Below are 11539 nucleotides of genomic sequence, written 5' to 3' on the forward strand. Positions count from 1 at the left end.
CTGCTCCAGCAATCGATGGCAATGATTAGTAAAGTGAATCCTGAGCAGCTGCGGGACCAATGCCTGGCGGGAGTCAGGACATGCCCCGGGCACGGACGTTGAACCGGAAAGAGGCCACTATGGACCGCCAGCAAGAGTTTGTCCTGCGGACAATCGAAGAGCGCGACGTGCGGTTCGTGCGGCTGTGGTTTACCGACGTCGTGGGTTCCCTGAAATCCGTGGCGCTCGCCCCGGCCGAGGTTGAAGGGGCATTCGAGGAAGGCCTGGGCTTCGACGGCTCCTCGATCGAAGGCCTCGCCCGCGTCTTCGAGTCCGACATGCTGGCCCAGCCGGACCCCGCAACCTTCCAGATCCTGCCCTGGCGCGGCGAGACGGAAGCGACCTCCCGGATGTTCTGCGACGTCCTGACCCCCGACGGCGAACCGTCCGCCGCGGATCCGCGGAACGTCCTCAAGCGCAACCTGGCCAAGGCCGCGGACATGGGCTTCACCTGCTACACACATCCCGAGATCGAGTTCTACCTGCTGAAGTCCCAGCATCCGGGCCCTGACGGCGCTCCGGTGCCGGTGGACGAAGGGGGCTACTTCGACCACGTCCCGGGCGGCGTCGCCCAGGACTTCCGCCGCACCGCCGTCACCATGCTCGAATCGGTTGGCATCTCCGTGGAGTTCAGCCACCACGAGGCGGGCCCCGGCCAGAACGAAATCGACCTGCGCTACGCGGATGCGCTGCAGACCGCGGACAACATCATGACGTTCCGCACCGTGATCAAAGAGGTTGCACTGCAGCAGGGCACCTACGCCACGTTCATGCCGAAGCCGTTCACGGCCCACCCGGGCTCCGGCATGCACACGCACTTCTCGCTCTTCGAGGGCGACACGAACGCCTTCTACGAAGCCGGTGCCGAGTTCCAGCTCTCCGAGACAGCGCGGCAGTTCATCGCCGGCATCCTCAAGCACGCACCGGAATTCACCGCCGTCACCAACCAGTTCGTAAACTCGTACAAGCGGCTCTGGGGCGGGGGAGAAGCCCCTAGCTACCTCAGCTGGGGCCACAACAACCGCTCCGCCCTGGTCCGCGTCCCGCTGTACAAGCCCGGCAAGGGACAGTCCGCGCGCATTGAATACCGCGGCATCGACTCCGCGGCCAACCCCTACCTGGCCTACGCCGTGCTGCTTGGCGCAGGGCTCAAGGGCATCGAGGAGGGCTACCAGCTCCCCGCCGCCGCCGAGGACGACATCTGGTCGCTGAGTTCGGCCGAGCGCCGCGCGATGGGCCACGACCCGCTCCCGGCCAGCCTGCACGACGCCATCCGCACCATGGAGGACTCCGAACTTATGCCGCAGATCCTCGGCGAGCAGGTGTTCGAGCACTTCCTGCGCAACAAGCGGGCCGAGTGGCAGGACTACCGTCTCCAGGTCACGCCCTACGAGCTGCAGCGCAACCTCGGCATCCTTTAGGCGTCCCCGGTGAGCCTGGCACGACGCCTCATAGCCGCCGGTTTCAGCGACCTGGAGAAGGGCGAACGGTTCCTCGCGGCCCCGGAACTCGAGGGCCTGGACCAGGACGTTGTGTTCGCCGGACTGCAACTGGCCGCGAACCCGGACACGGCGCTGCAGTCCCTGGTCCGGCTGATCGAGAAGCACCCGGACCTGCGGAAACTTGCGGCCGCGGAGCCCGAACGCAGCGAGCCGCTGTACCGGGTGCTGGGTGCCTCCGAGGCGCTGGGTGAGTTCCTGATCCGACACCCCGAACACCTTGACGTCTTCGAGGTGACGGCCAGCCCGGAACCGCGCGCCGCGGACGCCGCGGTGCTGCGTGCCAGGCTGCTGCAGTCCGTGCGGGCCGATCCGAAATCGGGCCGGCCCGTCGCCGGCCTGACCGGGCAGGAAGGCTACGAGGCGCTCCGCACGGAGTACCGGCGCGGTCTCGTCGAGCTTGCCATCAAAGATCTCTGCGCCGCCGACCCGCTGGACTTCATGCCCGCGGCCGGTGCCGAGCTGGCGGATCTTGCCGGCGCCGCGATCGAGGCGGCCCTGGCCGTCTCCCGGGCCGAGGCCGCGGAGCACTTCAGCGCCACTGAGGTGGCCGACGTCGGGCTGGCCGTGATCGGCATGGGGAAATGCGGTGCCCGCGAACTCAACTACATTTCCGACGTCGACGTCATCTACGTGATCGAATCCGGCGAGCTCGACGATCCGCGCGCCAATACGATCGGCACCGCGCTGGCCTCCGGAATTTCCCGGGCGATCATGTCCGTCGGCCGAGAACCCGGGCTGTGGGAGGTCGACGCCAACCTGCGGCCCGAGGGTAAGTCCGGCCCGCTGGTCAGGACCCTCGCCTCGCACCAGAGCTACTACGCCCGCTGGGCCGAAAGCTGGGAGTTCCAGGCGCTGCTCAAGGCCCGGACCATCGCCGGGGACACCGACCTCGGCGCCCGGTACGAGGCCGCCGTCGCTCCGCTGATCTGGTCCTCGGCCGGCCGGGAAGGCTTCGTGGAGTCGGTCCGCTCCATGCGCCGCCGGGTTACCGAACACATCCCCGCCGACGAGGAACAGCGGCAGATCAAGCTGGGCCGCGGGGGACTGCGCGACGTCGAATTCACTGTTCAGCTGCTGCAGCTGGTGCACGGCAAATCCGACGAAACCCTGCGCTGCCGCGACACCACCTCGGCCATCGCCGCGTTGTCCGCCGGCGGCTACATTGGCCGCTCCGACGCCGCCGAGTTCGACCGCGACTACCGCTACCTCCGGCTCCTTGAACACCGGATCCAGCTCTTCCAGCTGCGCCGGACCCATCTGATGCCGGTCAAAGACGCCTCGCTGCGGGCGCTGGCCAAAGCGATGCTCGGGCCGTTCTCCAGCGAACGGCCCAAACCCGACGCCCTGGCCGAGACGTGGCGCAAGACCAAACGCTCCGTCCGCGAGCTGCACGAACGCATCTTCTACCGTCCGCTGCTGAACACGGCGGCGGCGCTCAGCAGCGAGGAGGCCAGGCTGAGCCCGGAAGCGGCGCAAGGGCGCCTCGCCGCGCTGGGCTACCTCGACCCGAGCGGCGCGATGCGGCACATCGAGGCGCTCACCGGCGGCGTCAGCCGACGCGCCGCGCTCCAGCGCCAGCTCCTGCCGATCCTGCTCGGCTGGCTCGCGGAGGGTGTGGACCCCGACGCCGGCCTGCTGGCCTTCCGGCGGGTCAGTGAAGCGCTGGGCACCACCCACTGGTATCTCGGCATGCTCCGGGACTCGACGGCGGCGGCCGAGCGGCTCTGCCACGTGCTGTCCAATTCCCGGCTGATCGCGGACCTCCTGGAGGTTTCGCCCGAATCCGTGGCGTGGCTCGGCTCGGACAAGGACCTTGTCCCGCTGACCTTCGAGGCGCAATGGCTTGAGATCGTGTCCAAGATGTCCCGCCATGCCGAGCCGGAAAGTGCCATGCGCCTCATCCGGCTGATCCGGCGCCGCGAGATCCTGCGGATTGCCATCGCGGACAGCGCCGGGCTGCTGGACCAGGACCAGGTGGGCGCAGCGCTGGCCGACACCGACCGGGCCGCGGTCCTCGGCGCCCTGCGCGTGGCGGAAACCGTCGTCACGGCCGCGGAGCCGCTCAAGACCCACGTTCTGGTGGTCGCCATGGGACGGCAGGGCGGCCGGGAGATCGGCTACGGCTCCGACGCCGACGTTATCTACGTGCACCGCGGGCTGCCCGGCGTCCCGGAGGACGAGGCCCAGCAGCAGGCACTGCAGATCGTCAGCCGGCTCTCCAACCTGCTCACCCAGCCGCTCAAGCCGGCCATCCTCGCCGAGCGCGTCCTGATGGTCGACGCCGACCTGCGGCCGGAAGGCAAGAGCGGGCCGATGGTGCGATCGCTGGAGTCCTACGCCGAGTATTACCGCCGCTGGTCGCTCGTGTGGGAGGCGCAGGCGCTGCTGCGGGCGCGGCCCATGGCGGGCGACGACGAGCTGGCCGCCGACTTTGTGGCGCTGATCGACCCGATCCGCTACCCCGAGACGCTGTCCGAGCAGGACGTCCGGGAAGTCCGCCGGGTGAAGGCGCGGGTGGAATCGGAACGACTGCCCCGCGGCGCCGACCCCGCCCGACACCTGAAGCTGGGCCGCGGCGGACTCAGCGACGTCGAATGGCTCGCCCAGCTGCTCCAGCTGCAGCACGCCGGACGGCACGCCGGGCTGCGGACCACGTCCACCGTGGAGGCGCTTGAGGGGGCTGCCGCCGTCGGACTGCTCGAGGCGGGCGACGTCGTGATTCTGCTCCGGGCCTGGCGGCTCGCGAGCCGGATCCGGTCGGCCAACGTGATCTGGACCGGCAGGGCGTCGGATGTCCTGCCGTCGTCCCGCCGGGACCTCGAAGCGATCGCCCGCTGGTGCGGCTACGGGCAGGGCAACGCCGCAGCGCTCGAGGAGGACTATCTGAGGCTGAGCCGGCGGGCACGGAGCGTGTTCGAGCGGATCTTCTACGGCCAGTGAGCGCACTGCCGACCTCCCGCCCGGAACCGGCGGGGGCGTCCGGGGGCTGACACTCCGCGGACCCGGTGCTACCTTAGCCGGATGGCCAGACAACTGTTTGTGAACCTCCCCGTCAAGGACCTCGACAAGACGGTGGAGTTCTTCACCGCGTTGGGTTTCTCCTTCAATCCTGACTTCACCGACGAGAACGCCACGTGCATGATCGTCAGTGATGACGCGTTCGTGATGCTGCTGGTCGAGGCGTACTTCAAGACCTTCACGTCGAAGTCCGTCGCGGATGTTTCCGCAGCAGCCGAAGTCATCATGTCCTTCTCCCTGGACAGCCGCGAGGCCGTCGACGAACTCATCCGGAAGGCGCTCACCGCCGGCGGCGCACCGTCCCAGGAAGCCCAGGACTACGGCTTTATGTACACCCACAGCTTCCAGGACCCGGACGGCCACCTCTGGGAAGTTTTCTGGATGGACCCGGCCGGACCGCCGAAGGACGCGGCACTCTGACCCTGGCCGGCGGCCCAGCCCCGCGGCGGCCGCGCCCCGCCGGCTTGGGTACGCTTCTGTTATGCCTGAACATGTGTGGCTGCTGCCGCTGAAGAACCTCGACGACGACGCCCGTGCCATCAAACTGGGGGAGATCGCCGGACTCGAGGTCAACGAAGTCCAGCGGCGGTTCGTCGGCGAGCCGCTGCGGATGATGCTCATCGGGCTGGAGGAAGAGTCCCGCCACCCCATGGCGGTAGACACCAACGGCGCCGCCGTGGGAGTGCTGACGCTGCAGGACGGAGCCGCGACGCTGGCCGGGTGGCCGGACGACGACTCCGTCTGGCTGCTGCGCGGCTTCCTGATCGACCGCCGGCAACAGGGCAAGGGCCTCGGCACCCTCGCGGCCGACGCCGCGGTACGGGCCGCTGCGAAACTCACCGCCGCCCTCGGCGGAGAGCAGACCGGCGTCGTCCTGTCCGTCAACGAAGAAAACCCGGCCGGGCAGGCCGCCTACCGCAAAGCCGGGTTCGAGGACCGTGGCCCGTACCTCGGAGGCGACGCCCGCCCGCAGCGGACCATGTACCGGGCGTTCTGACGGGGACTCGGGAAAGCTATTGCCCAGGCTGAAAGGAGGGGCGCTAGCATGGGACCATGAGCGCGAACCTACGCTAGCCCTATTCGGGGGCCGGCGACAATGGAAAGGCATTCCATGCTGAATCGCGCTCTGCCACATGCACTGTTCCGTATCTTCGGACACCGTGTCTGTTGTGGCTCCATTCCCGGCTGGACCGCTCACATCGGCCAGAAGTGGGACACCTATGATGTCGCACCCTACAACCTCTACAACGTCACCTGGCGCGCCCAGCACTGGGTCCTGCAGAACTGCGACGACTGACCGCCTGAAATCATCCTCATTGCCCGGCACCGTCGTCGGGCAGGTACAACAAAAGGCCGGCCCGAGGTAATGGAACCTCGGGCCGGCCTTTTGTGGAATCGTGCGGTCTCGCGCGAACTACGCCCGGCGCGGCCGCTTAATCCGGCTAGACGCCGTAGTAGAGCTCGAACTCGTACGGGTTCGGGCGCAGCGAGAGCGGACGGATCTCGTTCTCGTACTTGTATTCGATCCAGGTGTCGATCAGGTCCTGGGTGAAGACGCCGCCGGCCTGGAGGAACTCGTTGTCCTCGGCCAGGGCATCCAGGGCCTCTTCGAGCGTGCCGGGAGCCTTGGGGATGTCCTTGGCTTCCTCGGCGGGGAGCTCGTAGAGGTCCTTGTCGATCGGAGCCGGCGGTTCGATGCGGTTGCGGATGCCGTCAATGCCGGCCATCAGCTGGGCAGCGAAGGCCAGGTACGGGTTGGAGGAGGGGTCCGGAGCGCGGAACTCGATGCGCTTGGCCTTCGGGTTGGAGCCCGTGATCGGGATTCGGATACCGGCGGAGCGGTTGCCCTGCGAGTAGACCATGTTGACCGGAGCCTCGAAGCCCTTGACCAGGCGGCGGTAGGAGTTCACCGTCGGGTTGGTGAAGGCCAGCACGGCCGAGGAGTGCTTCAGCAGGCCGCCGATGTACCAGCGGGCCATGTCGGACAGGCCGGCGTAACCCTTTTCGTCGTAGAACAGCGGCTCGCCGCCGTTCCACAGCGACTGGTGGCAGTGCATGCCCGAGCCGTTGTCACCGAAGACCGGCTTCGGCATAAAGGTGACCGACTTGCCCCAGGCATCGGCGGTGTTCTTGATGACGTACTTGAACTTCTGCAGGTCATCAGCCGCGTGGGTCAGCGTGGTGAACTTGTAGTTGATCTCGGCCTGGCCGGCGGAACCGACCTCGTGGTGGCTGCGCTCGACCTCAAGGCCGGCCTCGTCCAGGGCGATGCACATGGCGTCGCGCAGGTCGGCCTGCTTGTCGGTGGGGGAGACCGGGAAGTAGCCGCCCTTGACGGGGGTCTTGTAACCGAGGTTTCCGCCCTCTTCTTCGCGGCCGGTGTTCCAGTGGGCTTCTTCGGAATCGATCTTGTAGAAGCTGCCCTGCGGGGAGGACTGGTACTGGACGTTGTCGAAGACGAAGAACTCGGCCTCGGGTGCAAAGAATGCGGTGTCGGCGATGCCGGTCGACGCGAGGTAGGCCTCAGCCTTCTCGGCCACGCCGCGGGGATCGCGGTGGTACGGGTCACCCGTACGCGGGTTCACGATCGAGAAGTTCAACGCTAGGGTCTTCTCCATGCGGAACGTGTCGAGGAACGCGGTGGTAACGTCCGGAATGAGCTGCATGTCCGACTCGGCGATGCCCTGGAAACCGCGGATCGAAGATCCGTCGAAGAGCTGGCCGTTGACGAAGAAGTCCGCGTCAACGCTCTTGGCGGGCACGTTGAAGTGCTGCTGAACGCCAGGGAGATCGGTGAAGCGAATATCGACGAACTTAACGTCTTCGTCTTTGATGAACTTGAGGACTTCGTCCGCAGTCTTGAACATCTATGCTCCTTATGCATGTGAAAGATCTGGCCGTCAGGCCGGGTGGTCCAGCGCAGTCCGACAGCGGGGAAAACACAAAGGTGTTCCCCGCTCCTATGCCGCTAGCAACTGTTACCACCCTAAGGACACGGGATTTCCCCATGGTGTCCGCTTTGTTTCCGGCAGGTTACAGAATGCCCTGACATGTAAACGGTAGTCGCTGTCCACAACGTGGCCTGACCAGAGTGTGGCCCCATATGTCCACATTCTGAACAGCGCGGTGGGGCCTGTATTGCCGATAGTCTTGGAGGGTGGTTGATCGTAAAGACATAGGCTCATGGCTCAGCGGCCCGGACACGTCCGGCATCTCGAAGTACCCGGGGGAGCGCCTGGGTCTGCCCGAGTCCGGGCCGGGATCCATTGCCCGCGCCGGCCGGCGCATCGTTGCCATCTGCATTGACTGGGCAATCGCGCTGCTGATCAGCAACTACGCGTTCGCCGGGAACCCGTGGGCAACCCTGGCCGTGTTCGCCGTCGAGCAGGCGCTGCTGGTCGGCACCTTGGGCTACAGCATCGGCCACCGCATCATGGGGATCCACGTCGTCCGGCTCGACGGCGGCCCCGCCGGCCCGGTTCCGGCCCTGGTCCGCAGCCTGCTGCTATGCCTCGTGATCCCCGCCGTCATCTTTGACCCGGACCACCGCGGAATCCACGACAAGGCCATGAACACCATCTTGGTCCGGATGTAGCTCCTAGCCCCCTCGCAGTCCAGCAATTTGCCACGAATGGCCGCTAAACCTCCCCGGTTGGCGGCCATTTGCGTCAGATGGGCGCGAACGTTGTGCCGGAACCCGGCTGTGTCGCCCGCCTGCGCCGAAGTTCCGGGCGGGGCTAGACTCCGGCCTTCTCGCCCGCCCGCTCCTGCGCAGCAACGGAAGCATCCTGTCCCGCTTTCACCGTCAGGTAGCCGTGACGGCCCGCCCAGCGCTCAAACAAGACGGTGGCGAAAGGGAACACCGCGGAGAGCCCGGCGAACAGGGCGACCCGGAACGGCCAGCGCTGCATGCGCCACAGGCTCAGCGCCACAATCCCGAAGCCGATGAACAGCGCCCCGTGGATCGGGCCAGCGATTTCCACCCCGAGTTCCGTCGTCCGGGTGACCCACTTGAGGAACATACCCACCAGCAGCGCGGCCCAGCTGAAGGCCTCGGCGATCGCGAGGACCCGGAAGATACGGATCATGGCAGTGGTGGAAGGCAGTTTCATAGCGGAGTCTCCGGTTCTGTTACGAGGCAACGTTGAGAGGTCGTGGGCAAAGGAAACGCCCCGGCTGCCGGCCTGGAAGGCGGTTACCGGGGCGTCTCTTGAGTCTGGCGTGCGGCCTAGCGTCCGCGGGCGGCTTTTCGGTCCGGGCGGGCCTTGTAGGGGTCGATGCCCTTGGGGATGGGCAGTCGGCTTCCGAGCGAGGAGATGCGCTTCGAGACCGTGCTGACCTCGAGCTTGGTCAGTTCGTTCTTCAGCTTGGTCATCTTCTTGGCCACCTGGCTGATCGGAACCTGGCCCTCACCGCGGCCTGTTTCGATCACGTGGATGGTGACGTTAGGAAGGATGCGGGCGAGCCGCTTACGTTCGGCGTCGAGCAGCGGCTTGACGCGCGTGCTGGGACCCTCGCTGACCAGAACGACGCCGGGACGGCCGATGGCGCGGAAGACGGCGTCCTGCGTGCGCGGGTTCACGGCGACAGGCTGCTCTTCGACGATCCAGCCGCGCTTGAGCGTGCCCAGCGCGGCGCCGGACGCACCGGGCTGGTTTTCGATCCGTGCGAAAGCGGCGCGCTCGGCGCGGCGGGACAGGATCAGAGTTGCCGCCAAGACGCCCAGCGGGATGCCGATGATGAGGCCGGTGATCCAGTTGTCCAACAGGAATCCGATGACGAAGCTGACGGCGACGACGCCGAGGAAAGCCAGCAGCATCAGCCACGGGACCATCGGATCGTGCTGGCGGGTCATCTGGAAGACCTCGCCAATCTGCTTCAGGCGGCTCGGCTTCTTGACCTTGGCAGCCTTCGGCTTGCGGGAAAAGAGGCCACGCTTCTGAGCGTCAGAAGCCGGTGTGGAGTTGCTGGAATCAGGGGAAGTCGCCATAGTGCCTTAATTCTACGTGATGGACAGCGAAGGACCGGACGCCGAATTAATCCGGTGCCGGCCCTTCGCCGCAATCGATAAAACTGGATTCAGGAGTGCGCCGCGAGCAGGGAGCTGGCTTCCTGACGGGTGCTGCCGGAGCTTTCGATGTGGGCCAGCTGGGCCGGGATTTCCCAGCCCTTCTTCCGCATCGCGGTTGCCCACAACCGTCCGGCGCGGTACGAGGACCGCACCAGCGGTCCGGACATGACGCCGAGGAAACCGATCTCGTCCGCTTCCTGCTGCAGGTCAACGAACTCCTGCGGCTTGACCCAGCGATCCACCGGCAGGTGCCGCTCGGACGGGCGCAGGTACTGGGTGATGGTGATCAGGTCGCAGCCGGCCTCGTGCAGGTCGCGCAGGGCCTCGGAGATTTCCTCGCGGGTCTCGCCCATGCCCAGGATCAGGTTGGACTTCGTGACCATGCCGAGCTTGCGGCCCTGGGTGATTACATCCAGCGACCGCTCGTAGCGGAAGGCGGGGCGGATGCGCTTGAAGATCCGTGGGACGGTCTCGACGTTGTGGGCGAACACCTCGGGCTTGGAATCGCAGATCGCCTCGATGTGCTCCGGCTTGCCGGAGAAGTCCGGGATCAGGAGCTCGACGCCGGTGCCCGGGTTGAGCTCGTGGATCTTGCGGACGGTTTCGGCGTAGAGCCAGACGCCCTCGTCGGCGAGGTCATCGCGGGCCACGCCGGTGACGGTGGCGTAGCGGAGCTGCATCGCCTGGACCGACCGGGCCACCTTGGTGGGTTCAAAAACGTCCACGGGGGAGGGCTTGCCGGTATCGATCTGGCAGAAATCGCAGCGGCGTGTGCATTCGGAGCCGCCGATCAGGAAGGTGGCTTCCTTGTCTTCCCAGCATTCGAAGATGTTGGGGCAGCCGGCCTCCTCACACACGGTGTGGAGACCTTCCTTCTTGACGAGGTTCTTGAGCTGCACGAACTCGGGCCCCATCTGGACCTTGGCCTTGATCCATTCCGGCTTGCGTTCCACCGGGGTGGCCGCATTGCGCTGCTCGATGCGCAGCATTTTCCGGCCTTCTGGTGCCAGGGTCACAGTAGAGCTCCTTCATGGGTTGCAACTAGCGCTTCTTCATTGTTGCGCAGTTCTTCGATGATCCGTGAAACGAGGTCGGCGGGAGCGACGTCCCGGCCCGTTTCCTGGGAGATGGTGGTCACGCCGGCGTCGGTAATGCCGCAGGCGATGATCTGGGCGTACGGGGCCAGTTCGTTGTTGCAGTTGATGGCGAAGCCGTGCATCGTGACGCCCTCGTGGACGCGGATGCCGATCGCGGCGATCTTGCGGGCGGGGCCCTTCTCATCCTGGTCGATCCAGACGCCGGCGCGGCCCTTGATCCGGACAGCCTCGATGCCGTAGTCGGCCAGCACGGCGATGATCACGGCTTCGAGCCGGTCCACGTAGTCGCGGATGCCGGCTTTGTTCTTGAGTTTGATGATGGGGTAGCCAATGAGCTGTCCGGGACCGTGCCAGGTGAGCTTGCCGCCGCGATCCACCGGGACCACGGGAGTGCCGTCAAAGGGGCGTTCGTGGTCTTCGGTGCGTTTGCCTGCTGTGTAGACGGCAGCGTGTTCGAGCAAAAGGACCGTGCTGGGGGCAGTACCGGCGAGAACGCTCTCGTGCAGTTCGCGCTGGATGTCCCAGCCGCGGGTATATTCGACGAATTCCGGGGCGAGACCCAGCTGGGAGAACTCAAGAGTCATGGCATCCAGCTTAGACCCCGTCCCGCATCCGTCCCGATTGTGTGGTTAAGCTCTCACCCCGGACGCCGCGCAAATCCCCGGCGTTGGACGCTTTCGCCGTCCGGGGCGCGGCGGCGACCACGTGCGAGGCTGGCGCCTGGCGTCCACATCGCCGGGGGACTAGCACCGCGACGGCATGGAGTATAGAGGAAATTGGGACTATTTCAGGGGAATTCCAAGGTCCATGCT

The 11539-nt window shown here is 66.3% G+C and carries 11 protein-coding genes; 6 read left to right on the plus strand and 5 right to left on the minus strand.

Annotation, left to right across the window (positions count from 1 at the left end; genetic code table 11):
- Positions 1-119: 119 nt before the first annotated feature.
- The 5 genes from glnA (LDO13_RS06970) (at position 120) to LDO13_RS06990 (ending at position 5856) form a co-directional block, all read left to right on the plus strand.
- Positions 120-1460: a type I glutamate--ammonia ligase gene (gene glnA / locus LDO13_RS06970; protein ID WP_056431274.1), complete on the plus strand. Its 1341-nt coding sequence runs from the start codon at positions 120-122 to the stop codon at positions 1458-1460.
- Between the two features lie 9 nt (positions 1461-1469).
- Positions 1470-4481 (plus strand): bifunctional [glutamine synthetase] adenylyltransferase/[glutamine synthetase]-adenylyl-L-tyrosine phosphorylase, encoded by a 3012-nt coding sequence (locus tag LDO13_RS06975; RefSeq protein ID WP_224049278.1) that lies wholly within the window; start codon positions 1470-1472, stop codon positions 4479-4481.
- Between the two features lie 81 nt (positions 4482-4562).
- Positions 4563-4979 carry a VOC family protein gene (locus LDO13_RS06980; protein ID WP_224049279.1) on the plus strand — a complete coding sequence of 139 codons (417 nt, stop codon included), beginning with the start codon at positions 4563-4565 and terminating at the stop codon, positions 4977-4979.
- Between the two features lie 61 nt (positions 4980-5040).
- Positions 5041-5556, plus strand: a complete 516-nt coding sequence (locus LDO13_RS06985) for a GNAT family N-acetyltransferase (protein ID WP_224049280.1) — start codon at positions 5041-5043, stop codon at positions 5554-5556.
- A gap of 114 nt (positions 5557-5670) precedes the next feature.
- Positions 5671-5856 carry a hypothetical protein gene (locus LDO13_RS06990; protein ID WP_224049281.1) on the plus strand — a complete coding sequence of 62 codons (186 nt, stop codon included), beginning with the start codon at positions 5671-5673 and terminating at the stop codon, positions 5854-5856.
- A gap of 145 nt (positions 5857-6001) precedes the next feature.
- Here LDO13_RS06990 and glnA (LDO13_RS06995) read toward each other — a convergent pair whose 3' ends face one another.
- A complete protein-coding gene (gene glnA, locus LDO13_RS06995) occupies positions 6002-7426 on the minus strand; it encodes a type I glutamate--ammonia ligase (protein WP_224049282.1) in 1425 nt (474 codons plus the stop codon).
- 290 nt (positions 7427-7716) lie between these two features.
- Between glnA (LDO13_RS06995) and LDO13_RS07000 the strand changes: the two genes are divergently transcribed.
- A complete protein-coding gene (locus tag LDO13_RS07000; protein WP_224049283.1) occupies positions 7717-8154 on the plus strand; it encodes an RDD family protein in 438 nt (145 codons plus the stop codon).
- Between the two features lie 142 nt (positions 8155-8296).
- On the opposite strand, the gene LDO13_RS07005 is transcribed toward LDO13_RS07000, so the two are convergent.
- The 4 genes from LDO13_RS07005 to lipB all read right to left on the minus strand — a co-directional run bounded on the left by LDO13_RS07005 (position 8297) and on the right by lipB (position 11311).
- Positions 8297-8671: a DUF3817 domain-containing protein gene (locus LDO13_RS07005; protein ID WP_224049284.1), complete on the minus strand. Its 375-nt coding sequence runs from the start codon at positions 8669-8671 to the stop codon at positions 8297-8299.
- Positions 8672-8787: 116 nt separating this feature from the next.
- A complete protein-coding gene (locus LDO13_RS07010) occupies positions 8788-9549 on the minus strand; it encodes a DUF4191 domain-containing protein (RefSeq protein WP_224049285.1) in 762 nt (253 codons plus the stop codon).
- Between the two features lie 89 nt (positions 9550-9638).
- On the minus strand, positions 9639-10646 hold the full coding sequence (gene lipA / locus LDO13_RS07015) for a lipoyl synthase (protein ID WP_224049286.1): 1008 nt from the start codon (positions 10644-10646) through the stop codon (positions 9639-9641).
- Entirely contained in the window at positions 10643-11311 is a 669-nt protein-coding gene (lipB, locus tag LDO13_RS07020) for a lipoyl(octanoyl) transferase LipB (protein ID WP_224049287.1), read from the minus strand. Before lipB ends, lipA begins: the two co-directional genes overlap by 4 nt.
- Positions 11312-11539: the final 228 nt, after the last annotated feature.

This window comes from Arthrobacter sp. NicSoilB4 (genome assembly GCF_019977335.1).
Lineage (GTDB): Bacteria > Actinomycetota > Actinomycetes > Actinomycetales > Micrococcaceae > Arthrobacter.

What these genes read in the sequence shown, in the direction of transcription:
- LDO13_RS06985 (WP_224049280.1), top strand. Translation starts at nt 5,041, where the DNA reads ATGCCTGAACATGTGTGGCTGCTGCCGCTGAAGAACCTCGACGACGAC.
- LDO13_RS07005 (WP_224049284.1), bottom strand. Translation starts at nt 8,671, where the DNA reads ATGAAACTGCCTTCCACCACTGCCATGATCCGTATCTTCCGGGTCCTC.
- lipB (WP_224049287.1), bottom strand. Translation starts at nt 11,311, where the DNA reads ATGACTCTTGAGTTCTCCCAGCTGGGTCTCGCCCCGGAATTCGTCGAA.
- glnA (WP_056431274.1), top strand. Translation starts at nt 120, where the DNA reads ATGGACCGCCAGCAAGAGTTTGTCCTGCGGACAATCGAAGAGCGCGAC.
- glnA (WP_224049282.1), bottom strand. Translation starts at nt 7,426, where the DNA reads ATGTTCAAGACTGCGGACGAAGTCCTCAAGTTCATCAAAGACGAAGAC.
- LDO13_RS06990 (WP_224049281.1), top strand. Translation starts at nt 5,671, where the DNA reads ATGCTGAATCGCGCTCTGCCACATGCACTGTTCCGTATCTTCGGACAC.
- LDO13_RS07010 (WP_224049285.1), bottom strand. Translation starts at nt 9,549, where the DNA reads ATGGCGACTTCCCCTGATTCCAGCAACTCCACACCGGCTTCTGACGCT.
- LDO13_RS06980 (WP_224049279.1), top strand. Translation starts at nt 4,563, where the DNA reads ATGGCCAGACAACTGTTTGTGAACCTCCCCGTCAAGGACCTCGACAAG.